The sequence below is a fragment of the Streptomyces sp. NPDC012510 genome, assembly GCF_042955065.1.
In the GTDB taxonomy this organism is placed as follows: domain Bacteria; phylum Actinomycetota; class Actinomycetes; order Streptomycetales; family Streptomycetaceae; genus Streptomyces.
On sequence record NZ_JBIBEN010000008.1, the window covers coordinates 1 to 24,550 of the forward strand.

Here is a 24,550-nt window from a genome sequence, read left to right on the forward strand (position 1 = left end):
ACGCCCACCGCTCCGGCACCATCAAGGGCCTGACCGCCGAGGTCGGCGCCTCCATCACCTCCGGCGCGTCAATCTGCGAGATCAAGGACTGACCCCGTCCGGCGTTTCGGTGCGTGACGGGCGGCACGCGTCCTCACCCGCCCGTCACGGCAGGGACCGCACCACCGCGCAGGCAGTACGCCGTACGCCACCGCGAGGGGACCGGCGGCCGCCGGTCGCAATGCGTGCCGGACAGCCGGTGTCCCGGGGGGGCCCGGCAGCGCGCCGGACCACCCCTGAGCTTCTACCGGCCCGCTCCGGGCGGCGTGCGGACCTCCCGTCCCTTCGGCGAATACACGGAGCCCCGTCCGAGGGTGATCCGAGGGCCGGGGGAAGCGGTGGTGCCGGGTTGACACAGGGGCGGTACGACGGCCGTGGCCCCGCGGGGCTCGACGGCCGCCCGGACCAGCCGCTGGGCCCTGGAGCGGATCAGAACGGCGATCGGCCGCCGCGAGCACGCCACTCGCGCGGTGGCCGGGGTGGGGCGGCGGCCGCACCGCCACGGCTGCTCCTGGCAGGCACGGCTCGGCCCGTCCTGGGCAGCGTGAATAGGACGTTGGGGCGCCGAGGCGGAACAACGTAGGTCCCGCGCGGCGACATCGCGACGGCGCGCGATGACGGCCTCGCGAAGGGCACCTGCACCCTGCCGCGAAGCCGCCCGCTCGCAGCCATGGCCTTCGCTGACGTCTATCACCCCGTCTGCTCGCCGTCGTGGCCGTCGCTGGCGTCGCTTTCTCCGCCTGCTCGGCCACCAGGGCCTTGGTCGGCGTAGGTCTTTCGGCCCGTTTGCCGTCGTGGCCTTGGTCGGTGTCGGTCTATTCGTCCGCTGCCGTGGTGGCCTTGGCCGGCGTGGGTCTTTCGGCCCGCTTGCCGTCGTGGCCGTCGGCGGCGTCGATCACCCCGTCCGCTCGCGGTCGTGGCCGTCGCTGGCGTCGCTCTCTCGCCTGCTCGGCCACCACGGCCTTCATCGACTCGGTCTTTCGGTCCGCTCGGCCACCACGGCCTTGGTCGGTGTCGGTCTATTCGTCCGCTGCCGTGGTGGCCTTGGCCGGCGTGGGTCTTTCGGCCCGCTTGCCGTCGTGGCCGTCCCCGGCGTCGATCATCCCGTCCGCTGGCCGTCGTGGCCGTCGCGGCGTCGGTCACCCCCGTCCGCCCGCGTCCTCCGCCGTGGTCTGCGGCGGATCGAGTACCGGTCGGTCCTGGTTGCGGGCCGCCTGCCGTAACACGGCGCACGGTCGCCGAGCGACACCCGCCAGCAAGCTGAAAACCTCAGTGACCGCCGGCCGCGCGCCCGTCGAGGGTCCGGCGGACGTCCTCGTCGTGGTACTGGGTGCGGCCGGCCCGGCTGCGGCGGCGCCACCGTTGTTCACTGGCGTGCCGGTAGACGCTGCCAGGGGCGATGCCCCACATCCGGGCGATGTCCGCGGCCCCGACCCAGCGCACCGCGGGGCCGACGGCGTCCTCGGTCTCCGGGGTGCTCTCGCCCGCGCCGGGCACTGGACGTCGGCCGCCGGCCATGCGACGGCTCAACTGCAGCCACTCGTGGCCCATCCAGCGGTGCGCCGGGTCCGCGTCGCAGACGATCTCGGCCGGTACCCGGGGACTTCGCGACCGTACGGCGGCCGTCAGGCCACCCTCGCAGTCCGACTCCACGCATGTGCCGATCGGTACCCGGCGCAGCGGGTCCGGGTCGATCACCCGGCGCGCGTGGCGGACCAGCCGGGCCACCTCCTCGGAGACGTCTGCCGCGGCCTGGTGCCCACCGAGCCAGTCGGCGTGCCGTGCCAGGAACAGGGCGAGCGCGCGGACCGTCCCTTCGGGCACGGTGACCCCTCGCTCCGCGACGACCACAGCCGCCCACGAGCGGAGCACGGCCTGGATCTCCGAACGGGTCTCGGCAGCCGCCGTGTTGAAGGGCATACCGGGCAGCGGGCCACCTGACGTGCGCTCACGCGGCTGATCGGAACCGCCGAGCCGCAGACCGCACTCCTCGTACAGCCGGGGCAGCCCCCGCAGATCCGACGCGAGGCGGTCCCCGCAGCCGGAGCACAGCCGGGACGCCGCCTCGGCCCGGCGGCGGGCCCGGCCCGCGGCCTCCTGCCGGCGGCAGTCCGCCCCCTCGCACACGGTCAGCGCGGTGGCTGTGCGGAACGTCTGACTCATTTGAATCCCCCATGTCGTCGGACGGGCGGCAAAGTTATTTCCGGAATTCGCCCCCGGGCAAGGCGTGGCGCTGCTGTTTGTGAGTTCCGTGTAGTCGATTTCGGCGCGCCCTGGGGAACCTGTACGGAAATTCTCATGCGCGGCACGCCGCACCGTTCCTGCCGCTGTCGGCCGATTCCTGCACCGAATCGGAGTGGCGCCGGTCACAAAAGGCCGTGTCCGGATGCGGAATCGATCCGGTCTTACATGTCTCTCACGGAACTTGACATGGATCTGAAGGAATGCGGGTTGACCTGTCCGGGGAAAGCGAAGAAGCTCATCCATAACCTCCGCTGAACTGTGTTGATTTCCGGTTCTCACGACGCCTTGGTCGTCGATGCGGCAGCCAAGCCATTTTCTTTTGGCGTACATCCTGATCACACCCAAGGAGAGGCACATGGACGCTGCGGTGATCATCGCGGGCGCCGGGCCGGCCGGGCTGATGCTCGCCGGTGAACTGCGGCTCGCGGGAGTTGCAGTCATTGTTTTGGAGCGACTGGCGGAGCGCACCGGTGAGTCCCGTGGTCTGGGTTTCACCGCGCGCACCATGGAGGTTTTCGACCAGCGCGGCCTGCTGTCGCGCTTCGGCGAGATCGAGACCAGCAACCAGGGCCACTTCGGCGGTCTGCCGGTGGACTACGGGGTGCTCGAGGGCGCCTGGCAGGCGGCCAAGACGGTTCCCCAGTCCGTCACCGAGACCAAGCTCGAGGAGTGGGCCACCGACCTCGGCGCGGACATTCGGCGCAGCCATGAACTGCTGTCGTTCACGGACGACGGCGACGGCGTGGAGGTCGAGGTCCGGGGCCCCGCGGGCGTGCACACCCTGCGCGCCTCCTACCTGGTGGGGTGTGACGGGGGCCGCAGCACCATCCGCAAGGCGGCCGGCTTCGACTTCCCCGGTACGGCCGCGACTCTGGAGATGTACCTCGCGGACGTGAAGGGGCTCGACCTCGAACCCCGCATGATCGGCGAGACCCTACCCGGTGGCATGGTCATGATCGGCCCGCTGCCCGGAGGCATCACCCGCCTCATCGTCTGTGAGCGTGGCACCCCGCCCCAGCGGCGCACCCAGCCCCCCACCTTCGAGGAGGTGGCGGCGGCCTGGAAGCGCCTCACGGGCAGCGACATCTCGCACGGTGAACCGGTGTGGGTCAGCGCGTTCGGCGACGCCACCCGTCAGGTCACCGAGTACCGTCGCGGCCGGGTCCTCCTCGCCGGCGACTCCGCGCACATCCACCTGCCCGCCGGCGGACAGGGCATGAACACCAGCATCCAGGACGCGGTCAACCTCGGCTGGAAGCTGGCCGCGGTCGTCAACGGCTGGGCGCCGTCCGGTCTGCTGGACACGTACCACAGCGAGCGGCACCCGGTCGGCAAGCGCCTTCTGATGAACACCCGGGCACAGGGCCTGCTCTTCCTCAGCGGTCCGGAAGTTCAGCCACTGCGCGACGTACTGAGCGAACTGATCACCTACCGGGACGTCAGCCGCCACCTGGCCGGCATGGTCAGCGGACTGGAGATCACCTACGACATCGGCAGCGGCAGTCACCCGCTGCTCGGGAAGCGCATGCCGCACCTGGAGCTGGTCGGTGAGATCCGCAAGACCAGCAGCACCGAGCTGCTCCACGCCGGACGCGGTGTCCTGCTCGACCTGACGGACAACGCCCGCCTGCGCGACCGCGCCGCGGCCTGGTCCCGACACGTCGACATCGTGACGGCGGCCCCGCACGGTGTCGCCGAGGGCAGCCCACTGCACGGCACCGCCGCCGTGCTGATCCGCCCTGACGGGTACGTCGCGTGGGCCGCGCCCGGCAGCCACCACGACCTGCCCATGGCCCTGGAGCGATGGTTCGGCGACCCCGCCGCCGGACGCGTCGCCCTGTAGGGGTGCTCCGGCACGAGGACCACCGCCTGCCGGCCCCGCTGTCGCTCCACCGTTTCTGGAGGCACGCATGACGACCTTTACCGCACCCGCCCCGCGCCCAGGGTCCGCGGAGGAGGGCCGCGCCATCGAGCGGGCCGCGCTCAGGGTGTTCGCCCGCGACGGATGCACACGGGCCCGCCTGGAGACCGTCGCGGCCGAGGCCGGCGTCTCCGAGAGCACCCTGTTGAAGCACTTCCGGGACCTGGACCAGCTCCTGCTGTCGGTGGTCCTGTCCAGTGCCGCCGCGGTGGCCACCGCCCTGTCCACCGTCGCCGAGCGCCACCTGTCCCAGGTCACCGACCTGGAGGCCGACCTGATCGCCTTCGGCCGAGCCTGGCAGCAGCCGCTGCTGGACTTCCCCGAGCACTTCCGGCTCGTACGACAGATCGGCGCGGAGATCGACCGGCTGCCGCCCCAGGTGATCGAGGTGTGGCGCAACGTCGGTCCGCAGCAGGCCCAGCACGTGCTGGCGCACCACCTGTGCGAGCTCGCCGACCGGGGTCTGCTCGACGTCGAGGACGCGGGCCGGGCCGCGGGCCGCTTCATCCTCCTCGTGGCCAGCCCTGTCGCCCACCGGTCGTTCCACGGTGCCCTGCCCCTCACCGACGAGGAGATCGACGAGATCGTCGCCGGCGGCGTCCGGGACTTCGTGCGCCTCTACCGGCCCGCGGCGGGCCACTGACCCCCAAAGACCGTCCCGGACGGCCCGCGCGCCGGTCCGGCAGACCGACCAAGGAAGAGAGAAGACACATGCACAGCACCCTCATCGTGGCGCGCATGGACGCCTCGGCCGGCGTGGACGTGGCCCGGCTCTTCGGCGAGTTCGACTCCACCGACATGCCGCACCGCATGGGCACCCGGCGCCGCCAGCTGTTCTCGTACCGGGGCCTGTACTTCCACCTGCAGGACTTCGACGGCGACAACGGCGGAGAACTGATCGAGCAGGCCAAGTCCGACCCGCGTTTCGTCGGGATCAGCGAGGACCTCAAGCCCTTCATCGAGGCCTACGACCCGGCGACCTGGCGTTCGCCGGCGGACGCGATGGCCACCCGTTTCTACAACTGGACGGCGTCCTCGTGAAGCCGTCCCCCGACATGAGGGGAGGCGACCTGTAGTGGGGCGCCGGGTAGTAATCACTGGAATCGGAGTGCTCGCGCCGGGCGGTATCGGCACCAAGAACTTTTGGAGTCTGCTCACCCAGGGCCGTACGGCGACACGGGGCATCACCTTCTTCGACCCTTCCTCGTTCCGCTCCCAGGTCGCGGCCGAGGCCGACTTCGACGCCGAACTGCACGGTCTGAGCCCGCAGGAGATCCGGCGAATGGACCGCGCCGCCCAGTTCGGCGTCGTGACCGCCCGCGAGGCGCTGGCGGACAGCGGTCTGGATCTGGCCGGGTTCGATCCGCACCGTACGGGGGTGACCATCGGCAGCGCGGTCGGCGCGACCACCGGACTCGACGACGAGTACCGCGTGGTCAGCGACGGCGGCCGGCTCGACCTCGTCGACCACACGTACACCCCGCAGCATCTGTACAACCACTTCGTGCCGAGTTCGTTCTCGGCCGAGGTCGCCTGGGCGGTCGGCGCGGAGGGGCCCAACACGGTGGTCTCCACCGGCTGCACCTCGGGTCTCGACTCGGTCGGCCACGCCGTCGAGCTGATCCGCGAGGGCACGGCCGACGTGATGATCACGGGTGCCACGGACGCTCCCATCTCGCCGATCACGATGGCCTGCTTCGACGCGATCAAGGCGACCACTCCTCGCAACGACGACCCCGAGCACGCGTCGCGGCCGTTCGACGGCACCCGTAACGGGTTCGTCCTCGGTGAGGGAGCCGCGGTGTTCGTCCTGGAGGAGCTGACGGCCGCCCGCGCGCGCGGCGCCCACATCTACGCCGAGATCGCCGGCTACGCCTCCCGCTGCAACGCCTTCCACATGACCGGACTGCGCCCCGACGGCCGGGAGATGGCCGAGGCGATCCGCGTCGCCCTCGACGAGGCGCGGATGAACCCCGAGGCCGTCGACTACATCAACGCACACGGATCCGGCACCAAGCAGAACGACCGCCACGAGACCGCGGCGTTCAAGCTGAGCCTCGGCGAGCACGCCTACCGCACACCGGTCAGCTCCATCAAGTCGATGGTGGGCCACTCGCTCGGCGCGATCGGCTCCATCGAGATCGCCGCGTCCGTGCTGGCGATGGAGAACAACGTGGTGCCACCCACCGCGAACCTGCACACTCCCGACCCCGAGTGCGACCTCGACTACGTGCCGCTCACCGCCCGTGAGCACATCACGGACGCGGTGCTGACGGTGGGCAGCGGGTTCGGCGGTTTCCAGAGCGCGATGGTGCTGGCCCGTCCCGAAAGGAGCGCCGCATGAGCGCCGACACCCCCAGGACCGTCGTCACCGGCATAGGCGTCGCCACACCCAACGGGCTCGGCGTGGACGACTTCTGGGCGGCCACCCGGATCGGTAAGAACGCCATCGGCCGCGTCACACGGTTCGACCCGACGCGGTACCCGTCCCGCCTGGCCGGTGAGATCCAGGGCTTCGTCGCCGAGGACCACCTGCCGAACCGGCTGATCCCGCAGACCGACCGGATGACCCGGCTCGCGCTGGTCGCCGCCGACTGCGCCTTCGAGGACGCGGGTGTCAGGCCCGGCGACATCCCCGAGTTCGACATGGGAGTGGTGACCGCGAGCACCTCCGGCGGCTTCGAGTTCGGCCAGAACGAGCTGAAGAAGCTGTGGAGCCAGGGCAGCCAGTACGTCAGCGCCTACCAGTCCTTCGCCTGGTTCTACGCGGTCAACAGCGGCCAGATATCGATCCGCAACGGCATGCGCGGTCCCAGTGGCGTCGTCGTCAGCGACCAGGCCGGTGGACTCGACGCCATCGCCCAGGCCCGTCGGCAGATCCGCAAGGGCAGCAAGCTGATCTTCTCGGGCGGTTTCGACGCCTCGATCTGCCCGTGGGGCTGGGTCGCACAGCTCGCAGGCGGCCGCATGAGCACCAGCGACGATCCCGACCGGGCTTATCTGCCCTTCGACGCCGAGGCCAGTGGCTATGTGCCGGGTGAGGGCGGGGCGCTGATCATCCTGGAGGACGCCGAGGCGGCCCGTTCGCGTGGCGCGCGGAACATCTACGGTGAGATCTCCGGATACGCGGCGACCTTCGACCCGAAGCCCGGCCCGCTCGACTCCGGCCCGTCGTCCGAGGGCGGCCGCGAGCCCGGTCTGCGCCGGGCGATCGAACTCGCGCTGGCGGACGCCGCACTCGCACCGGAAGACATCGACGTGGTGTTCGCCGACGCGGCGGGCACACCCGAACTGGACCGGGTCGAGGCCGAGGCGATCAGTGCCGTGTTCGGGCCCGGACGGGTGCCGGTGACCGCGCCCAAGACGATGACCGGCCGACTGTACTCGGGCGCCGCGCCCGTCGACGTCGTCTCCGCGGTGCTGTCGATGCGTGAGGGCCTGATCCCGCCCACCACCAACGTGACCCTGTCGCCCGAGTACGACATCGACCTGGTCACCACCCAGCCGCGCACCGCGTCCGTACGCGCCGCGCTCGTCCTCGCCCGTGGCTACGGCGGCTTCAACTCCGCCGTGGTCGTCCAGGCCGTCGACTAGGACCGGAACCCCCGGCCCCCACCGACCAGCGCCCACCGCCGATCATCCCCCGTCGACGGTGGGCGCTTCTCGTTCCGCTCGCGGGCCCATACCACCAACACAGAGAAGGATTTCCATGTCCACGAAGGAATTCACGCTCGAAGACCTCAAGCGCATCCTCCTCGAAGGAGCCGGCGCCGACGAGGGCGTCGACCTCGACGGCGACATCCTCGACACCGACTTCGAGGAGCTGGGCTACGAGTCGCTGGCCCTGCTGGAGACCGCCGGACGCATCGAGCGGGAGTACGCGCTCGCCCTCGACGACGACGTCTTCACCGACAACCCCACCCCGCGCGCCCTGATCGCCGCCGTCAACGCGCACCTCCAGGAATCCGTGGCGGCCTGACCGCCCGACGACCGCCGGGCCGGCGCACACCGGCCCGGCGGCCTCCTCCTTCGCACCTACCCACGGGAGAAGAGACAAAATGCCGCAGCAGGACCAGCGGGTCGCGCTCGTCACCGGCGCCACCAGCGGAATCGGCCTGGCCTCCGCCCGGCTCCTGGCCACCCAGGGACACCGGGTGTTCCTCGGCGCGCGCAACGCCGACAACGTGGCCGCGACCGTCAAACAGCTTCGGGACGAGGGCCTGGAGGTCGACGGCACGACCCTGGACGTCCGTTCCTCCGACGACGCGCACGCCTTCGTACAAGCCGCCGTCGACCGCTTCGGCACCGGCGTCGACGTACTGGTGAACAACGCCGGCCGCAGCGGCGGCGGCGTCACCGCCGACATCGACGACGAGCTGTGGCTGGACGTCATCGAAACCAACCTCAACAGCGTCTTCAGGCTGACCCGCGAGGTGCTCACCACGGGTGGCATGCGCCACAAGAACCGTGGCCGGATCATCAACATCGCCTCCACGGCGGGCAAGCAGGGCGTCGTCCTCGGTGCGCCGTACTCGGCGTCCAAGCACGGCGTCGTCGGCTTCACCAAGGCCCTCGGCAACGAGCTGGCGCCCACCGGCATCACCGTCAACGCGGTCTGCCCCGGCTACGTGGAGACCCCGATGGCCCAGCGCGTGCGCCAGGGCTACGCCGCCGCGTACGACGCCACCGAGGAGGCCATCCTCGAGAAGTTCCAGGCCAAGATCCCGCTCGGCCGCTACTCCACGCCCGAGGAGGTCGCGGGTCTCGTCGGCTATCTCGCCTCCGACACGGCGGCCTCCATCACCTCGCAGGCGCTGAACGTCTGCGGCGGCCTCGGCAACTTCTGACCCGCACCGACGGACAAGGACACCGCAACCCATGACCAAAGAGGTCGAGCACGAGATCACCGTGCAAGCGCCCGCCACCGAGGTCTACCGCCTGATCGCCGAGGTGGAGAACTGGCCCCGGATCTTCCCGCCCACCGTGTACGTCGACCACGTCGAACGTGGTGAGAACCAGGAGCGCATCCGCATCTGGGCCACCGCCAACGGCGAGGTCAAGAACTGGACCTCGCGCCGCACCCTCGACCCCGAGGCGCTGCGCATCACCTTCCGCCAGGAGGTGTCCGCTCCGCCGGTCGCCTCGATGGGCGGGACCTGGATCATCGAGCCGCTCTCCGAGGACACCTCCAGGATCCGGCTGCTGCACGACTACCGGGCGATCGACGACGACCCCGAGAGCCTGAAGTGGATCGACGAGGCCGTCGACCGCAACTCCCGCTCGGAGCTCGACGCCCTGAAGACCAACGTCGAACTGGCACACGCCGCCGCCGAGGTGACGTTCTCCTTCGAGGACACCGTCCAGGTGAACGGCTCCGCCAAGGACCTCTTCGACTTCGTCAACGAGGCGGACCGGTGGCAGGAGCGACTGCCCCACGTGGCCACCGTCCGTCTCGAGGAGGTCTCCCCGGGACTGCAGATCCTGGAGATGGACACCCGTGCCAAGGACGGCTCCACGCACACCACCAAGTCGTACCGGGTGTGCTTCCCGCACCACAGGATCGCCTACAAGCAGGTCACGCTGCCGGCGTTGATGACCCTGCACACCGGCTACTGGACGTTCTCGGAGAACGAGGACGGCGTCGCCGCCTCCTCGCAGCACACCGTCGTGCTGAACACCGAGAACATCACCCGTGTCCTCGGGCCCGACGCCGGCGTGGCCGAGGCGCGGGAGTACGTCCGGACAGCTCTGAGCACCAACAGCAGGGCCACTCTCGGTCACGCCAGGACCTACGCCGAGCAGCAGCGCTGACCATGGCCGGCGACTACACGGAAACCCAGGTGGTCGTGGTCGGCGCCGGACCCGTCGGGCTGATGCTCGCGGGTGAACTTCGCCTGGGCGGGGCGGAGGTGGTCGTCCTGGAGCGGCTGGTCACCCCCACGACGGAGTCGCGTGCGTCGACCCTGCACGCCCGCACCATGGAGATCCTCGACAGCCGTGGCCTGCTCGACGAGCTGGGCCCGGTCCCGAACGACGTCATGGGGCACTTCGGGGGGATCCCGCTCGACCTCACTCTCCCCGGCCCGTACCCGGGCCAGTGGAAGGTCCCACAGGTCCGCACCGAGGAACTGCTGGGGCACTGGGCGACCGATCTGGGGGCGGTCATCCTGCGCGGCCACGAGCTGCGCGGGCTGACCGTGACCCAGGACTACGCCGAGGCCGAGGCACTCGGCCCGAACGGCCCCGTACGCCTGCGCGCCAAATGCGTCGTCGGCTGCGACGGGGAGAACAGCACCGTCCGCCGCCTCGGCGGATTCGACTTCCCCGGCGCCGACGCGTCCCGCGAACTGATCCGCGCGGACGTGGCCGGCATCGAGATTCCGAACCGCCGGTTCCAGCGGCTGGAGCACGGACTCGCCATCGCCGCACGCCGTCCCGACGGAGTGACGCGCGTGATGGTGCACGAGTTCGGCCGCGCCGTCCGGCCCCGCACCGGGGACCCGGAGTTCTCGGAGATGGTGGACGCCTGGAAGCGGGTCACCGGCGAGGACATCAGCGGTGGTACCCCGGTGTGGGTCAACGCCTTCGGCGACGTCTCCCGGCAGGCCACGCAGTACCGCGACTTCCGCCTCTTCCTCGCGGGGGACGCCGCTCACGCCCAGATGCCGATCGGCGGGCAGGCTCTCAACCTGGGCCTCCAGGACGCCGTGAACCTCGGCTGGAAGCTGGCCGCGCAGGTCACCGAACGCGGTCCCGAAGGTCTGCTGGACAGCTACCACGCGGAGCGTCACGCGGTCGGCCGGCGTGTGCTGGGCAACATCGCGGCGCAGGCCCTGCTTCTGCTGGGCGGCCCGGAGGTCGAAGCCGTCCGGAGTGTCTTCGGCGAGCTCGTCCGGCAGGACGACGTGCGCACCCACCTGGCCGGGATGATCTCCGGCCTGGACATCCGCCACGACGTGGGTCCGGGCGGGCATCCCCTGCTCGGCGCCCGCCTGCCCCATGCCGAACTGGCCGTCGCCGGCGACCGGACCACGACCACCGCGCTGCTGCGCTCCGGCAGAGGAGTGCTGCTCGACATCTCGGGCGACGCAGACCACCGGGCCCGGCGGCTCGGCACGGCCGCGCCGTGGGCGGGCCTGGTGGACACCGTGGCCGCCGAACTCCTGCCGGAAAGGGGTGAGTTCGCCGGTGCCGACGCCGTTCTCGTCCGACCGGACGGATTTGTCGCGTGGGCCGGCTCGGAAGGCGAAGCGGATCTCATCACCGCCCTGCACCGCTGGTTCGGTGCCCCGGCGGTCTCAGCAACGGCCAACAACTCCACGAAGCGGAGAGGACACAACATGGGCAGGCTCACCGGTAGGACAGCGCTGGTCACGGGGTCGAGCCGGGGCATCGGCCGGGCGACGGCCGTACGCCTCGCGCAGGAGGGCGCACTGGTCGCGGTGCACTACTCCTCCGGCGAGGAGGCGGCCCACGAGGTCGTCGCCTCGATCGAGAAGGACGGAGGCCGGGCCTTCGCGGTCCGCGCCGAACTCGGCGCCCCCGGCGACGTCCACGAGCTCTTCGTCGGCCTGGAGGACGGCCTGAAGGAGCGCACCGGAACGACCGATCTGCACATCCTCGTCAACAACGCCGGGGTGATGGGCGGCGTGTCCCCCGAGGACACCACGCCCGAGCAGTTCGACCGCCTCGTCGCGGTGAACGCCAAGGCGCCGTTCTTCATCATCCAGCGCGCGCTGAAGAACATGCCCAACGGCGGGCGCGTCATCAACATCTCCTCGGGCCTGACCCGGTTCGCCAACCCCCAGGAGATCGCGTACGCGATGACCAAGGGGGCCGTCGAGATGCTCGCCCTGCACTACGCCAAGGCGCTCGGCCCGCGGGGCATCACCGTCAACAGCGTGGCACCGGGCATCACCCGCAACGGCAACCCGGTCTTCGACATCCCCGAGGTCGTCGAGCAGATGGCGGCCCTGTCCGCGTTCAACCGGGTCGGCGAGCCACAGGACGTCGCTGACGTCGTGGCCTTCCTCGCCACCGACGAGGCGCGCTGGATCACCGGCGCCTTCATCGACGCCACCGGCGGCACGCTGCTCGGCTGACGACGTCGGCGCGACCACGTCCCCCCTCGTGGCGGGACCACGTCCCCCCTCGTGGCGCGACCACGTCCCCCCTCGTGGCGCCGACCAGACCCTGTCCGGGCGGTCCTCCCCATGACAGGACCGTCCGGGCAGGGCGCCGGGGCCGGCCGTGCGCACCGCTCGCGGCCGGTCTCCCCGTGTCCCGCACCAGTCCTACGGCGGAACAGGATCATGACGCTTCCGACGAGTACCCCGAACCACCACCGGCCCCCGTCCACCGAGGCGGCATGGAGGCCCGCCCTGTGGGGGCTGCTGTTCGTCCTCGCGGGCAACATGCTGATCGACGCCCTCGAGGTGTCCGTCGCGATCGTGGCCCTGCCCGCGGTGGGCGACGACCTCGGCCTGCCGGTCGCCGAGCGGCACTGGGTGGTGACGGGATTCGCCGTCGGCTTCGGCGCGCTGATGCTGTTCGGCACCAGAGTCGTGGCGCTGCTGGGCCGCCGGCGCGTCTATCTGGCAGCCCTGTTCGTGTTCGCCGCGGCCTCGCTGGCCGCGGCCTTCGCCGACAGTCTCGTACCCCTGGTGGCCACCCGCCTGGTGAAAGGGTTCTGCGCCGCCCTCACCGCCCCCACCGGACTGGCCATCATCGCGGCGACCTTCCCCGAGGGCCGCGCCCGAAGCCGAGCGGTCTCCGTCTACACCCTCTTCGGCGCCGGCGGATTCTCCGCGGGGCTGCTGCTCTCGGGTCCGCTCACCGAGGAGAGCTGGCGGTGGACCTTCGCCTTCCCCGCTCCGGTCGCCCTGGCGCTCTTCCTGTGCGGGTTGCGCCTCATCCCCCACGACACACCCGCCGAGGACCAACCCCGGGGGTACGACGCGGCCGGTGCCGTCACCCTGTCCGGCGGCACCCTGTTCCTCGTGTACGCGATCACGTCCGTACCCACCGCCGGCTGGCACCACGCGCGCACACTCGCCGCCTTCGCGGCCGCGGCCGCGCTGCTCGTCCTCTTCGTACGGATCGAACTCACCGTCGCGCACCCGCTGACGCGGCTCGAACTGCTGGCCCACCGGCCGCTGCTGAGGTCCGCACTCGGCGCGGCCGCGCTCAACGGCTCGTACCTCGGGCTGCTGCTCCTCAGCACCGTGCGGCTGCAGCAGACCGAGGGCTGGTCCCCTCTGCGGACCGCTCTGGCGTTCCTGCCGGCCGCCGCCCCCCTCGCCCTGACGGCCCTGCACTCCGGACGCGTGGTCGCCCGCTTCGGCCCCGCCCGGCTGATCGCCCTCGGCGCCGTCTTCCCACCGCTCGGCTACCTCTGGTGCCTGCGGTGGGGCACGCCGGTGAGCTACACGACCGACGTCCTGCCCACCATGCTGCTGGTCGGCGCGGGCTTCGCGCTCTCCTTCACGGCACTGCACATCCAGGCCACCTCCGCCGTTCCGGCGGACCGTCTGGCAGCCGTCGGCGGCCTCTACCAGAGCGCCGTCCAGATGGGGGCCGTACTCACGCTCGCCCTGGTGGCCGCGGTGCAGCCGGCCGGTCACCGCCCCGCCGTCCTGCTCGTCACCGCGGTCGGCGTGCTCGGCCTGCTCGTCGCGCTCACCGGGGTCCTGCCCCCTACCACCGACACACCGTTCCGGAGGAGACATGACCGTCGACACCTGCCTCGACACCCGGAAGGGATGGGATGACTGGTACGACGCGGATGACGCGTCGGCGGACGACGCGCCGAGGAAGGCCGAGGTCACCGCACCCGACCCCGCCGCCCTGGCACTCGCCGACCCCGCCGAACGCCTCCGGGTCGTGGACCGGTACGTCCGTGAGGAGATCGGCCGCGCCCTCGGCGTCGCCCCCCACCTCATCGACACCAGCGGGCGCCCCATGCGCAGCCTCGGAGTCGGCTCCATCATGGGGATGGAACTCCAGCACCGTATGGAAGCCGCCCTGCACGTCGAGGTGAACCTCCAGCGGCTGCTGCTCGCCAACAGCGCGGCCGAGCTGATCGACTGCCTGGCCGGGCAGTTGGGCGGAGACGGACACACCCACCCGCGGGCAGCGGAAACCTCCGAGCGTCACCGGCGCTCCGGTGCCCCGGTCACGGCATGACCGGGGGAGCCGCGGTCCCGACACTCGCGGCGGAGGCACGGCAGGTGGACCTCTGGCTGCTGCGACCGCCCGAGGTGGACAGTGCGGCGGCCCTCGACCAGAGCGAACTCGACGACGCCGAACGACACCGCGCGGCGTCGTTCATCCGGCCCGCCGACGGATTGCTGTACGCGTCCGCGCACATCGCCCTGCGGCGGCTGCTCGGGGCCTACCTGGGAACCGCACCGCAGGACGTGCCCTTCGTCCGCCAGCCCTGCCCTGGTTGCGGCGACCCGCACGGCAGACCGGCCGTCGCCGCCACCGATCCGCCCCTGCACTTCTCTCTGTCGCACAGCGGAGGGCTCGCTCTCGTGGGCATCGCGGCCACGACCGTGGGGGTGGACCTGGAGAAGCTGCCCGGGGCTGAGACCGTCGAGATCTGCACCGAGGCCCTCCACCCCGACGAGCGCGCCGAACTGGCCGCCGCACCGCGCGAGGCAAGACGGGAGATGTTCGGCAGGCTCTGGACCCGCAAGGAGGCCTACCTCAAGGGGCTCGGCACCGGACTGAGCCGCTCCCCGTCCCAGGACTACCTGGGTGCCGACATCCGTCGTAGGCCCGCCGGATGGTTTCTCGCCGACATCCCCTGCGGGCCCCGCCACGCCGCCTCCTTCGCCCTCGCGGGGGAGGTCCCGACCAACACGTCCGTCCGCCGGCTGTCTCCCGACTGGCTCCGTACCGACGACGCCGAAGGTCTCCTCGCCGCCCTGGTGCGAGGGGAGAACCCCGCGTGACGGCGGGTCCTCCACGGCCCGCGACGGGCCAGCGCGGAGGGCCAACTCACCGAAAGAGAGTCGATGTCCCATGACCAGGACCGCCTTCGTCTTCCCCGGCCAGGGTTCACAGCGCGTGGGCATGGGCCGCCACCTCCTCGAACGGTGGCCCGATCTGATCGACGCCTACTACCGCCCCGCCGACACGCTGCTGGGCATCCCGCTGTCCCGGTTGTGCCTGGAGGGACCGCGCTCGGCCCTGCACGACACCTCGCTGATCCAGCCCGCCGTCTTCCTCACCAGTGTGGTCACCGCCGAGGCCCTGCGCCGCGAGGGGATACGGCCCGATGTCGTCGCCGGACACAGCGTCGGGGAGTACGCGGCGCTGGTCTGCGCCGGCGTCCTCGACTGGCAGGAGGGGCTCTGGCTGGTACGCCAGCGAGGTGAGCTGATGGCCACGGTCAACGACCGCGTGCCGGGGGCGATGGCCGCCGTCATCGGTCTCGATCCACCGACACTGGAGCGGATCTGCGAGCGGGCCGTCCGGACCACCGCCCAGGTCGTCGAAGTCGCCAACGACAACGAGCCCGCCCAACTGGTGGTCTCGGGCCAGGCCGAGGCCGTCACGGCGGTGATGAAGGAGGCACGGGCCCTCGGCGCCCGGGCGGTCGACCTCAAGGTCCCGGTCTCGCTCCACAGCACCCTGATGGGCGAGGCCGAGGCCGACTTCGCCGAAGCACTGCTCGACACCCGGTTCAGCGACCCGCGGATCCCGGTGCTCTCCTCCGTCACGGCGAGCCCGGTGAACAGCGGCGCCGAGGCGTCCGCCGTACTGCGCCGCCAGCTCACCGCACGGGTCCACTGGACCAGCACGGTGCGCGGGCTGCTGGAACGCGGAGTCGACCGGTTCGTCGAAGTGGGGCCCGGCAGGGTGCTCGGCGGCCTGTGCCGCCGGATCGCACCCGGGGCGCAGATCCGTACGACGGACAATGCCCGCCGCCTCGCCCTGGCCACGGCGGCGTCCGCCACCGCCGGCAGTGCCGTCCGACCACGATCGAACACGGGATGGGAGCACCATGTCCGCACATGACCTGCACGATCGCCTCGACGAGCTGAGTTCCCTCAAGGACGCGGCACGGGAGGGCACGGACCCGGCCGCGACCGAACGGCAGCACGCCAAGGGCAAGCTGACCGCGCACGAGCGGATCGAACTGCTGCTGGACAAGGGCTCGTTCACGGAGATCGAGCCACTGCGCCGACACCGCGCCACGGGATTCGGCCTGGAGGGCAAGCGTCCCCACAGCGACGGCGTGGTCACCGGCTGGGGAACCGTGCACGGCCGTACCGTCTTCGTCTACGCCCATGACTTCCGGATCTTCGGCGGCGCCCTCGGCGAAGCCCACGCCGAGAAGATCCACAAGGTGATGGACCTGGCCGAAGCGGCGGGCGCGCCCCTGGTCTCGCTGAACGACGGCGCCGGGGCACGCATCCAGGAGGGTGTGACCGCGCTCGCCGGTTACGGCGGCATCTTCCGACGCAACACACGCTCCTCCGGTGTCATCCCGCAGATTTCGGTGATGCTCGGTCCGTGCGCCGGTGGCGCGGCCTATTCGCCGGCCCTGACCGACTTCGTGTTCATGGTCCGCGAGACCTCACAGATGTTCATCACCGGGCCGGACGTGGTCAAGGCCGTGACCGGCGAGGAGATCACCCAGAACGGTCTCGGTGGCGCGGACGTCCACGCCACGGTCTCGGGCGTGGCCCACCTCGCCTACGACGACGAGGAGAGCTGCCTGGAGGACGTGCGGTTCCTGCTCTCCCTGCTGCCCTCCAACAACCGGGAACTCGCCCCCGTGGAGCGGACCGAGGACCCGGCCGACCGCCTCACCGACGCCCTGCTGGAACTGGTACCCCCGGACCCCGGCCAGTCGTACGACATCCGGGCGGTGATCGAGGAGATCGTCGACGACGGCGATCACTTCGAGATCCACCCGGGGTGGGCGCCGAACATCGTCTGCTCACTGGCCCGTCTCGACGGTCACGTGGTGGGCGTGGTCGCCAACCAGCCCGCCGCCATGGCCGGGGTGCTGGACATAGAGGCGTCCGAGAAGGCCGCGCGCTTCGTCCAGCTCTGCGACGCGTTCAACATCCCGTTGGTCACGCTGGTGGACGTGCCGGGCTTCCTGCCCGGCGTCGACCAGGAGCACGACGGCATCATCCGGCGCGGGGCCAAGCTGCTGTACGCCTACTGCAACGCCACCGTCCCGCGGATCTCGCTGGTCCTGCGCAAGGCCTACGGCGGTGCGTACATCGTCATGGACTCACGTTCCATCGGCGCGGACCTGGCCCTGGCCTGGCCCACGAACGAGATCGCGGTGATGGGCGCGGAAGGGGCGGCCAACGTCATCTTCCGCCGCGAGATCAATGCCTCGGACGACCCCGAATCGGTCCGCCGTCAGCGGATCAAGGAGTACAAGTCCGAGCTCATGCACCCCTACTACGCGGCCGAGCGCGGGCTGATCGACGACGTCATCGACCCGCGCAACACCCGCTCGGTGCTGATCAAGTCCCTCGCGATGCTGCGTGCGAAGCACGCCGATCTGCCGTCCCGCAAGCACGGCAACCCCCCGCAGTGACATCCGCAGAAGAACGACGACACGAGGACACCACCATGTCGCAGCAGAACACCGTCCTGGTCACGGCGGCCACCGGCAACGTCGGACCGCACGCGGTCGCCCAACTCCTCCGCGCCGGCGCCCGCGTGCGCGCGCTGGTGCTGAAGGACGACCCGAACATCGGCCGGCTGCCGGAGGGAACCGAGATCCACTACGGCGACCTCACCGACCCGGACAGCCTGGACGCCGCACTGGTCGGCGTCGACGGCGTGTTCCTGATGTGGCCCTTCTTCACCACCGACGTGACGACCGCACCGGCCGTCATCGAGAAGATCGAGGCCACGGCGCGCAGGGTGGCCTTCGTCTCCTCGGTGGGCGTGCACATCGGCCTGGAGCGCGTGGACAACAACTGCCACGCCTACATCGAGGAGCTGTTGGAGGCCACCGGCCTGGACTGGACGTTCCTGCGCACCACCGGTTTCCAGGCCAACGCCCTGGGTTTCGCCGAGCAGATCAGCTCCGGCGGCGTGGTGCACTTCCCCTACGGAGACGCCGTGCGCACCTCGGTGCACGAGGCCGACCTCGCGGCCGTCGGCGTGGCCGCGCTGCTCACCGGAACGCACGGCGGGCAGAAGTACCTGGTCACCGGCCCCGAGGAGCTCTCCCAGCGGGAGCAGGTACGCATCATCGGTGAGGTCATCGGCCGCGAGCTGGACTGGGTCGACATCGAGCACGAGGCGGCGAAGGACGCGATGGTCGCCTCCGGCTGGCCCGCGGCGTACGCGGACGGCGCACTCGACTACTTCGCGATGATCACCGAGAAGCCGGAGCTGAGCTCCACGGTCGTCGCGGACGTCACCGGCAGGCCGGCCCGTACCTTCCGCTCATGGGCCGAGGAGCGCGCCGACGCGTTCCGCTGACCGGCGGTGTCGCCGAACCGGACACCCCATATCAACGGAGTTGTTCCATGTCTTGTGAGCACGAGTCCAGTCCCGCGCCCGAGGTCGGCTTCGTCACCTTCGGTGTCCTGCGGGTGGACGGCCCCGAAACAGCCGCCGCCCTGGTGGAGACCATCACCGGCGAGGTGAGGAAGTGGGTCCGGCACACGCCGGGCTTCATCTCCTCGCGTGTCCATGTGAGCACGGACGGGACGACCGTGGTCAACCGCGGCGAGTGGACGAACGAGGAAACCTACCGGACGTCCTTCCGGGAAAGTCCTTCCGGAGGGGTACTGCACGCCCTGGGCACTCGGGCCGGGGTGCTTGCCGCCACCGTCTTCAGCGGGACGCCCGCCACCCCCCTGGAAGGCCCGGAGGCGAACGCACGGCCGGGCGTGGTGGTGGTGGCCACCCGCCATCTCGGCGGCCCCTCCGCGGCGGACGCGGTCCTGGAGCTGCTGGCCGGGAGCGGCGAGTGGAAGCGCCGGTTCCCGGGGTTCATCTCGGCCACGCCGTATGTGAGCCGGGAAGGCACCACCTTCGTCAACTACCCGATGTGGGTGAACGAGATCGCCTACCAGGCGTGGATGGCCGACCCGCGGATCTCGGAGGGGCAGGAAGAGCTCGCCCGCCTGGAGGTCGCCCCGCCCGAGTACCTGTTGTGCACCGTGGCCGATCAGGTCGATGCGGCCTGAGCGGGACGAGGGGCCCGCCCGACGGGCTTTCTCTGACATGGATCTCACGTTCCTCTGACGTGCAGACAGGGATTTGTAGAACTTCACAGAGATATGAATCGAGCGCTCTTGAAGTCGCCTTTCCGATTGAAGAAGCTGGTCAGTAGCCTCGACCGGTGTGTCTCCGTCGATGCCGTTTTCCGCTGTACAGGGGGTCACTGATGGAACCGACGGAACCGGCCCATCTCATTCGCGTGGAAAAGGGTTCGCCGGACGTCGAAGAAATAGCCGCCCTGACCGCTGTCGTGCTCGCCCTGGCCACCGCCGACGCGGATCAGGACGGCCATGACACTCCGAACGAGCAGCGCACCGCCGGATGGCGTCGACTTGATCGGCAGTCCGGTTTCACGGGTCCGCGCACCTGGCGCGACAATCCGCCGGTCACCGGGAACTGATGCCGGTCGCCTGACCGCCGGGTGGCAATTCGGCGCCCGGTCAGTATCGCATTCATCATGAATGGAAAGGTTCAGCATGACAGAGAACCCCATCAAGCTCGCCGTCGTCATCGGAAGCGTGCGCGGTGGCCGATTCGGTCCGACTGTCGCCCATTGGTTCGTCGAGCAGGCGAAGAAGCACGGCGACTTCACCGTGGACCTCGTCGACCTGCTCGATTTCCCGCTGCCCGTGCGGATGCCGGCGTTCGGCGAGGAGCCCGACGCGGAGACCAAGGCGCTGACGGACCGGCTCTCCGCCCGGCTCCACGAGGCCGACGCCTTCGCCGTGGTCACGCCGGAGTACAACCACACCTTCCCCTCGTCGCTGAAGAACGCCATCGACTGGTTCTTCGACGAGTGGAGCACCAAGCCCGTCGGCCTGATCTCCTACGGCGGCATGGGGGGCGGCCTGCGCGCCGCCGAGCACCTGCGTCAGGTGTTCGCCGAGGTCCACGCCACGACCGTGCGCGACATGCTCAGCTTCCACAACGCCTGGACGGCCTTCGAGGAGGACGGACGGCCGGTCAGCCCCGAGGGCAGCGAGAAAGCGGCCGCGAACCTGCTGAACCAGATCAGCTGGTGGGCGGAGGCGCTGCGCGAGGCGCGTGCCAAGCGTCCCTACCAGCGCTGACACCCCGGCGCACAGTTCCGAGCCGCACCAGGGGGTGTTGCGAAAGTCCCGCACAGCACCCACGGCGCCCCCCAAGGGGCGCACACGACTTTCGCAACGCCCCCTGGGCCCGGGCGCCGGTACGCACGGGTGCCCGGGCTGTTTCCGCCGGCCCGCACGCTCTGACCTGCTGAAAGAAGCTGTCACTCATGGGAGTTCCTGGAATGAAGAGGACCACGGCCCTCCGCGGCAGGACGGTGGCAGCGGTTGCCGCCCTGGTGTTCACCGCGACAGCCGCGCCGGCGATCGGCCACACGGCACCGCGGGCTGTCGCCCCGGCCACCGCCCCGGCCACCGCCCCGGCCGCTGCCCCGGCGGAGACCGCGGGCGTGCGCACGCTGGACGTCAAGTCCACCAAGACCGCGCTGCACGCCCCCAGCGGCACCGCCCCCGGCACGGTGACGTTCCGCACCACGACCACGGACCACGCGTCGGGCTGGATAGGTCTCGCCCGCCCCCGTGACGGTGTGACCTGGGAACAGTTCCGCGACACCCTGATGAAGATCATCAATGCCAACGGCCCCGACATCATCGAGGGCAGCCGGGAGATGCTGACCACCGGCGAACTGCTCGGCGGCACGGTCATCTACCCGGACCAGCCTGCCGCCTTCACACAGAAACTGACCGCCGGCCGCTACTTCCTGTTCGACTACAAGCACATCCGCGACGCCCAGCCGCGCTATCGCACGCTCGACGTCAGCGGACACGCGTACGGCACCGCCCCCGCGTACACGGCCTCCGTCACCGCCGAGCTGATCGACGGTGCCCCCCGCTACGAGGTCACCGGCACGGTGAAGGCAGGCCGGCCGCTGCTCTTCCGCAACCTCATGCCCACCGGGCAGCCCGCCGAGGCGATCTTCTTCCCGCTGCCGGACGGGGTGACGGAGGAGGAACTCGTCGCGTGGTTCGACAAGTTCGGCGACACCGGCCAGTTCCCCGAGGACCCCGGCCCGCTCGGTGAGGGCCCCGGCGGCCTGCCGATGTCGTCGGGCGTCTCCTCGGTCCTTCAACTTCCGCTGCGACCGGGCCCGTACGTGATCATCGACTGGCTCAGCGACGCCCGGGACGGCCGCATGCTCCTCAAGCAGGGGCACTACGAGATCATCCAGGTGAGCTGAACCGGAAGCACGAGCCCTGCCGACTCGATTCCGGCTGGGGGGGCCGGCCCCGGCCCGTCCCTCCCAGCCTCAGCCACCGCGACACGGGAGTTCTCCTGATGACTTCGGTGAACCCACCGGCCAGCGAGGCCGGCTTCGCCACGTTCGGCGTGCTGCGTACCGACAGCCCCGACACCGCCACCGCACTGGTCGGCCTGATCACCCGCGAAGTGAACACGTGGGTGCGGCACTCGGACGGGTTCGTCTCCTCACACACCCACATAGCCCTCGACGGCACCTCCGTGATGCACCGCGGCAGGTGGACGGACGAGGAGACGTACGGCTCCTCGTTCACCCACCGGCCCGAGGGCCATGTCCTGCGCACCCTCGCGGACCGGCCCGGAGTCCGCTCCGCCACCGTCTTCCGCAGCGTGCCGGCCGCCGGGCCGCACGGGCCCGCGGCAGGCCAGCAGCCCGGACTCGTCGGGTTCGCCGTCCGGCGGCTGAGCGGCGCCCGGGCCCAGCAGCACGTGCACGGTCTGCTGACCGCCAGCGGCGAGTGGAAGCGCGACTGCGCGGGCTTCATCTCCGCGACGCCGTACATCGGCACGGACGGCACCACCTTCATCAACTGCCCGATGTGGGCGGACCGCGACGCCTACGACTCCTACATGCGCCATCCGCAGCTCACCGAAGGCCTTGAGGAGGTGGCCCGGCTGGAAGTCGCCCCTCCTGAGTTCCTGCTGTGCACCGTGGCCACGGAGATATGGGCGCCCAGCAGCAACGGCTGACCACACCGCGGCCGGAGGCCGGCACAAGGGGAGAAGAGATGACGGAGACCACCTCACCGCAGGGCCACAGCACCGGGTCCCTGACCAGGGGGAAGACATCACCGGTCGACCAGGTGCGGTTGTTCGAGAGGAAATACGATCCGGTGACCACCGCCGTCGTCGAGGGACTGCCCCTCGAACGGACCTGGCGCTGCCTGGAGATCGGCGCGGGCGGCGGATCCATGGCGCGCCGGCTCGCCCAGCGTGCCGACCGCGGCACCGTGCTCGCCCTGGATCTCGACCCGTCCCACATCGACACCGCCGGTCACGCCAATCTGGAGGCACGTCAGGCCGACGTCCAAAAAGAGGACTTCGCGCCCGGCTCGTTCGACCTCGTACTCGCGCGAGCGGTGTTCGAGCACCTGGAGGAGCCCGCTCACCTGCTGGAGCGCGCCGTCGGCTGGCTCGCCCCCGGCGGCTGGATGGTGGTGGAGGACTTCTACTACCTCCCGCCGGAGGACGCCACCACCCACGTCAGCCGCACCCTCGTGGCGGGTTACCTGCAGCGCCTGCGGGCCCAGGGAGCCGATCTGTGGTGGGGGCGCAGACTGCCCGCCACACTCGCCCGCGTCGGGCTCCGGTCCGTCGGCTCGCGGGTGACGCCGGCGGGGCCCGGCCAGTCCGCCGCCGACGACGACCTGATCGCCCTGCGCATGCGCCAGGAAGGGCATGTGCTCGTCGACAACGGGGTGGTGACCGCCGAGGAGCTGGCCGAGTTCGTCGGATCACTCGGCGACCCGCGGGCGCGGGACATGACGACGATGCTTGTCTCCGCCTGGGGACAGCGCCCCACCGCGTGAGGGTGGGCCGGACAGGGTCGTGCGCCGGCCCTTCCCCTTTTCCGACAGCGTTTCGCTGAAAGCAGGAGTCACACATGAAAGCCGCCACGAGCGCCGGCCGCAGCGCCGTGCTCCCCATCCTCCTCCTCGCCTCGACCCTCACCGTCATGGCGGGGGCCGTCGTCGCCCCCGTGCTCGAGGTCATCCGCGACGACCTCGGCCTCAGCGGCACGGCCGCCGGCATGATCCTCACCGCGCACGGCCTGTCCATCGCCGTGGCCAGCCCGGTCGCCGGTTGGATGATCGACCGCTGGGGCGTCCGCGTCCCCCTGGCCGGAGGACTGGTGCTGTACGGCGTCGCCGGTGGGGCCGGAGTGTTCACCAGCTCCTACCCGGCACTGATCGCCGGCCGCATCGCCTTCGGGGTCGGCGCCGCGGCCGTGTTCGCCGGCACCACGGTCGCCCTGCTCTCGTACTACGAGGGCGCGCGGCGCGACCGGGTCATGGGCTGGCGCTCCACGGCCATCAGTCTCGGCGGTGTCACCTGGCCACTGCTGGCCGGGGCCATCGGCGGCTTTTCCTGGCACGCCCCCTTCGCGATCTACCTCATCGGCGTCCCGCTGGGCCTCGCCGCACTGCTGATGCTGCCCGACACCGGTGGTACGGCCACCGAGGCGGGCGCTCCCAAGGGACGAATCCTCCCGCTCCTCGGCCGCCGCCCCGCACTGCTCGGCTACTACGGACTGTTCGTCGCCGCCTCGGTGCTGCTCTACGGCCTGGCCGTGTTCGTCCCGTTCCGGCTCGCCGAGATCGGCATCGAGAAGCCCTTCCTCGTCGCCCTCATCAGCACCACCGCCTCCGTCACCATGAGCCTCATCGGCTTCGGCTACGCCAAGCTGCGCTCGTCCCTCGGCTACAGCGCCCTGCTGCGGCTCTCGGCCCTGTCGTGGATCCTCGCCTTCACCCTGGTCGGCACGACCGGGCACGCCGCGCTGATCGTGGTCGGCACCGGACTCTTCGGTCTGGGCATGGGCATCGTCATGCCGGCCGTCACGGTACTGATCGGTGACACGGCCCCGCCGGCCCTGCGCGGGCAGGCCACCGCCCTGTCCGGCACCGCCTCCTTCGCCGGGCAGTTCGTCTCCCCCCTCCTGCTGGGGCCGCTCGTCGACGGCACCTCCGTGAAGACCGGATTCCTGGCCTGCGCCGGACTGGCCACGGTGCTGCTCCTCGCCCTGCTGGCCGTGCGCGTCGCTGATCCCGCCCTGGCACCGGTGGCGGAGAACGAGCCGGAGCAGTCCGTCGCCTGACC

24 protein-coding genes are annotated in these 24,550 nt (G+C 70.8%); 22 read left to right on the forward strand and 2 right to left on the reverse strand.

The features are described 5' to 3' along the window. Positions 1-854: 854 nt before the first annotated feature. Together ACFY9I_RS16615 and ACFY9I_RS16620 are read right to left on the reverse strand one after the other, a co-directional pair. The gene (locus ACFY9I_RS16615; protein ID WP_391002139.1) at positions 855-1,007 is read right to left on the reverse strand and encodes a hypothetical protein; all 153 of its coding nucleotides are present in this window, start codon (positions 1,005-1,007) and stop codon (positions 855-857) included. 301 nt (positions 1,008-1,308) lie between these two features. After that, the gene (locus tag ACFY9I_RS16620) at positions 1,309-2,202 is read right to left on the reverse strand and encodes a hypothetical protein (RefSeq protein ID WP_391002141.1); all 894 of its coding nucleotides are present in this window, start codon (positions 2,200-2,202) and stop codon (positions 1,309-1,311) included. Between the two features lie 436 nt (positions 2,203-2,638). Here ACFY9I_RS16620 and ACFY9I_RS16625 point away from each other — a divergent pair, with 436 nt between their 5' ends. The 22 genes from ACFY9I_RS16625 (at position 2,639) to ACFY9I_RS16730 (ending at position 24,548) form a co-directional block, all read left to right on the forward strand. After that, positions 2,639-4,126 carry an FAD-dependent monooxygenase gene (locus ACFY9I_RS16625; RefSeq protein ID WP_391002143.1) on the forward strand — a complete coding sequence of 496 codons (1,488 nt, stop codon included), beginning with the start codon at positions 2,639-2,641 and terminating at the stop codon, positions 4,124-4,126. 67 nt (positions 4,127-4,193) lie between these two features. Further along, positions 4,194-4,847: a TetR/AcrR family transcriptional regulator C-terminal domain-containing protein gene (locus ACFY9I_RS16630; RefSeq protein WP_391002145.1), complete on the forward strand. Its 654-nt coding sequence runs from the start codon at positions 4,194-4,196 to the stop codon at positions 4,845-4,847. Positions 4,848-4,915: 68 nt separating this feature from the next. Beyond that, the gene (locus ACFY9I_RS16635; protein WP_391002147.1) at positions 4,916-5,245 is read left to right on the forward strand and encodes a TcmI family type II polyketide cyclase; all 330 of its coding nucleotides are present in this window, start codon (positions 4,916-4,918) and stop codon (positions 5,243-5,245) included. Between the two features lie 34 nt (positions 5,246-5,279). Next, positions 5,280-6,548, forward strand: coding sequence for a beta-ketoacyl-ACP synthase II (locus ACFY9I_RS16640; protein ID WP_391002149.1), 1,269 nt, complete (start codon positions 5,280-5,282; stop codon positions 6,546-6,548). Next, a complete protein-coding gene (locus tag ACFY9I_RS16645) occupies positions 6,545-7,798 on the forward strand; it encodes a beta-ketoacyl synthase N-terminal-like domain-containing protein (protein WP_391002151.1) in 1,254 nt (417 codons plus the stop codon). The genes ACFY9I_RS16640 and ACFY9I_RS16645 overlap by 4 nt, the downstream gene beginning before the upstream one ends. Positions 7,799-7,913: 115 nt before the next feature. Further along, complete coding sequence (locus tag ACFY9I_RS16650; protein ID WP_391002153.1) at positions 7,914-8,183, forward strand: phosphopantetheine-binding protein; 270 nt, start codon at positions 7,914-7,916, stop codon at positions 8,181-8,183. A 79-nt stretch (positions 8,184-8,262) separates the two neighbouring features. Next, the gene (fabG, locus tag ACFY9I_RS16655; protein ID WP_391002155.1) at positions 8,263-9,051 is read left to right on the forward strand and encodes a 3-oxoacyl-ACP reductase FabG; all 789 of its coding nucleotides are present in this window, start codon (positions 8,263-8,265) and stop codon (positions 9,049-9,051) included. Between the two features lie 31 nt (positions 9,052-9,082). Then, positions 9,083-10,015 (forward strand): SRPBCC family protein, encoded by a 933-nt coding sequence (locus tag ACFY9I_RS16660; RefSeq protein WP_391002157.1) that lies wholly within the window; start codon positions 9,083-9,085, stop codon positions 10,013-10,015. Positions 10,016-10,017: 2 nt separating this feature from the next. Continuing rightward, positions 10,018-12,306 carry an SDR family oxidoreductase gene (locus ACFY9I_RS16665; protein ID WP_391002159.1) on the forward strand — a complete coding sequence of 763 codons (2,289 nt, stop codon included), beginning with the start codon at positions 10,018-10,020 and terminating at the stop codon, positions 12,304-12,306. Positions 12,307-12,516: 210 nt separating this feature from the next. Beyond that, positions 12,517-13,974 carry an MFS transporter gene (locus ACFY9I_RS16670; protein WP_391002161.1) on the forward strand — a complete coding sequence of 486 codons (1,458 nt, stop codon included), beginning with the start codon at positions 12,517-12,519 and terminating at the stop codon, positions 13,972-13,974. Continuing rightward, entirely contained in the window at positions 13,931-14,389 is a 459-nt protein-coding gene (locus ACFY9I_RS16675) for a phosphopantetheine-binding protein (RefSeq protein ID WP_391002163.1), read from the forward strand. Before ACFY9I_RS16670 ends, ACFY9I_RS16675 begins: the two co-directional genes overlap by 44 nt. Continuing rightward, positions 14,386-15,162, forward strand: a complete 777-nt coding sequence (locus tag ACFY9I_RS16680) for a 4'-phosphopantetheinyl transferase superfamily protein (protein ID WP_391002165.1) — start codon at positions 14,386-14,388, stop codon at positions 15,160-15,162. Before ACFY9I_RS16675 ends, ACFY9I_RS16680 begins: the two co-directional genes overlap by 4 nt. 70 nt (positions 15,163-15,232) lie before the next feature. After that, entirely contained in the window at positions 15,233-16,231 is a 999-nt protein-coding gene (gene fabD, locus ACFY9I_RS16685) for an ACP S-malonyltransferase (protein ID WP_391002167.1), read from the forward strand. After that, on the forward strand, positions 16,218-17,777 hold the full coding sequence (locus tag ACFY9I_RS16690; protein WP_391002169.1) for a carboxyl transferase domain-containing protein: 1,560 nt from the start codon (positions 16,218-16,220) through the stop codon (positions 17,775-17,777). Before fabD ends, ACFY9I_RS16690 begins: the two co-directional genes overlap by 14 nt. Before the next feature lie 35 nt (positions 17,778-17,812). Further along, the gene (locus ACFY9I_RS16695; protein ID WP_391002171.1) at positions 17,813-18,676 is read left to right on the forward strand and encodes an NAD(P)H-binding protein; all 864 of its coding nucleotides are present in this window, start codon (positions 17,813-17,815) and stop codon (positions 18,674-18,676) included. A gap of 47 nt (positions 18,677-18,723) precedes the next feature. Then, on the forward strand, positions 18,724-19,389 hold the full coding sequence (locus tag ACFY9I_RS16700; protein ID WP_391002173.1) for an antibiotic biosynthesis monooxygenase: 666 nt from the start codon (positions 18,724-18,726) through the stop codon (positions 19,387-19,389). A gap of 200 nt (positions 19,390-19,589) precedes the next feature. Beyond that, positions 19,590-19,823 carry an acyl-CoA carboxylase epsilon subunit gene (locus ACFY9I_RS16705; protein WP_391002175.1) on the forward strand — a complete coding sequence of 78 codons (234 nt, stop codon included), beginning with the start codon at positions 19,590-19,592 and terminating at the stop codon, positions 19,821-19,823. Between the two features lie 76 nt (positions 19,824-19,899). Continuing rightward, complete coding sequence (locus tag ACFY9I_RS16710) at positions 19,900-20,493, forward strand: NAD(P)H-dependent oxidoreductase (protein ID WP_391002177.1); 594 nt, start codon at positions 19,900-19,902, stop codon at positions 20,491-20,493. 203 nt (positions 20,494-20,696) lie between these two features. Next, entirely contained in the window at positions 20,697-21,650 is a 954-nt protein-coding gene (locus ACFY9I_RS16715; RefSeq protein ID WP_391002179.1) for a hypothetical protein, read from the forward strand. A 98-nt stretch (positions 21,651-21,748) separates the two neighbouring features. Continuing rightward, complete coding sequence (locus ACFY9I_RS16720) at positions 21,749-22,420, forward strand: hypothetical protein (RefSeq protein WP_391002181.1); 672 nt, start codon at positions 21,749-21,751, stop codon at positions 22,418-22,420. Between the two features lie 38 nt (positions 22,421-22,458). Next, positions 22,459-23,259 (forward strand): methyltransferase domain-containing protein, encoded by an 801-nt coding sequence (locus tag ACFY9I_RS16725; RefSeq protein ID WP_391002183.1) that lies wholly within the window; start codon positions 22,459-22,461, stop codon positions 23,257-23,259. A gap of 74 nt (positions 23,260-23,333) precedes the next feature. After that, positions 23,334-24,548, forward strand: a complete 1,215-nt coding sequence (locus tag ACFY9I_RS16730; RefSeq protein WP_391002185.1) for an MFS transporter — start codon at positions 23,334-23,336, stop codon at positions 24,546-24,548. Positions 24,549-24,550: the final 2 nt, after the last annotated feature.

Excerpts from the sequence above, each read along its gene's own strand:
- ACFY9I_RS16615 (WP_391002139.1), bottom strand. The coding sequence starts at position 1,007 with ATGAAGGCCGTGGTGGCCGAGCAGGCGAGAGAGCGACGCCAGCGACGG.
- ACFY9I_RS16645 (WP_391002151.1), top strand. The coding sequence starts at position 6,545 with ATGAGCGCCGACACCCCCAGGACCGTCGTCACCGGCATAGGCGTCGCC.
- ACFY9I_RS16725 (WP_391002183.1), top strand. The coding sequence starts at position 22,459 with ATGACGGAGACCACCTCACCGCAGGGCCACAGCACCGGGTCCCTGACC.
- ACFY9I_RS16675 (WP_391002163.1), top strand. The coding sequence starts at position 13,931 with ATGACCGTCGACACCTGCCTCGACACCCGGAAGGGATGGGATGACTGG.
- ACFY9I_RS16665 (WP_391002159.1), top strand. The coding sequence starts at position 10,018 with ATGGCCGGCGACTACACGGAAACCCAGGTGGTCGTGGTCGGCGCCGGA.
- ACFY9I_RS16710 (WP_391002177.1), top strand. The coding sequence starts at position 19,900 with ATGACAGAGAACCCCATCAAGCTCGCCGTCGTCATCGGAAGCGTGCGC.
- ACFY9I_RS16700 (WP_391002173.1), top strand. The coding sequence starts at position 18,724 with ATGTCTTGTGAGCACGAGTCCAGTCCCGCGCCCGAGGTCGGCTTCGTC.
- ACFY9I_RS16730 (WP_391002185.1), top strand. The coding sequence starts at position 23,334 with ATGAAAGCCGCCACGAGCGCCGGCCGCAGCGCCGTGCTCCCCATCCTC.
- ACFY9I_RS16715 (WP_391002179.1), top strand. The coding sequence starts at position 20,697 with ATGAAGAGGACCACGGCCCTCCGCGGCAGGACGGTGGCAGCGGTTGCC.
- ACFY9I_RS16695 (WP_391002171.1), top strand. The coding sequence starts at position 17,813 with ATGTCGCAGCAGAACACCGTCCTGGTCACGGCGGCCACCGGCAACGTC.
- ACFY9I_RS16630 (WP_391002145.1), top strand. The coding sequence starts at position 4,194 with ATGACGACCTTTACCGCACCCGCCCCGCGCCCAGGGTCCGCGGAGGAG.
- ACFY9I_RS16670 (WP_391002161.1), top strand. The coding sequence starts at position 12,517 with ATGACGCTTCCGACGAGTACCCCGAACCACCACCGGCCCCCGTCCACC.
- ACFY9I_RS16705 (WP_391002175.1), top strand. The coding sequence starts at position 19,590 with ATGGAACCGACGGAACCGGCCCATCTCATTCGCGTGGAAAAGGGTTCG.
- ACFY9I_RS16650 (WP_391002153.1), top strand. The coding sequence starts at position 7,914 with ATGTCCACGAAGGAATTCACGCTCGAAGACCTCAAGCGCATCCTCCTC.
- ACFY9I_RS16660 (WP_391002157.1), top strand. The coding sequence starts at position 9,083 with ATGACCAAAGAGGTCGAGCACGAGATCACCGTGCAAGCGCCCGCCACC.
- ACFY9I_RS16620 (WP_391002141.1), bottom strand. The coding sequence starts at position 2,202 with ATGAGTCAGACGTTCCGCACAGCCACCGCGCTGACCGTGTGCGAGGGG.
- ACFY9I_RS16625 (WP_391002143.1), top strand. The coding sequence starts at position 2,639 with ATGGACGCTGCGGTGATCATCGCGGGCGCCGGGCCGGCCGGGCTGATG.
- fabD (WP_391002167.1), top strand. The coding sequence starts at position 15,233 with ATGACCAGGACCGCCTTCGTCTTCCCCGGCCAGGGTTCACAGCGCGTG.
- ACFY9I_RS16635 (WP_391002147.1), top strand. The coding sequence starts at position 4,916 with ATGCACAGCACCCTCATCGTGGCGCGCATGGACGCCTCGGCCGGCGTG.
- ACFY9I_RS16720 (WP_391002181.1), top strand. The coding sequence starts at position 21,749 with ATGACTTCGGTGAACCCACCGGCCAGCGAGGCCGGCTTCGCCACGTTC.
- fabG (WP_391002155.1), top strand. The coding sequence starts at position 8,263 with ATGCCGCAGCAGGACCAGCGGGTCGCGCTCGTCACCGGCGCCACCAGC.
- ACFY9I_RS16690 (WP_391002169.1), top strand. The coding sequence starts at position 16,218 with ATGTCCGCACATGACCTGCACGATCGCCTCGACGAGCTGAGTTCCCTC.
- ACFY9I_RS16680 (WP_391002165.1), top strand. The coding sequence starts at position 14,386 with ATGACCGGGGGAGCCGCGGTCCCGACACTCGCGGCGGAGGCACGGCAG.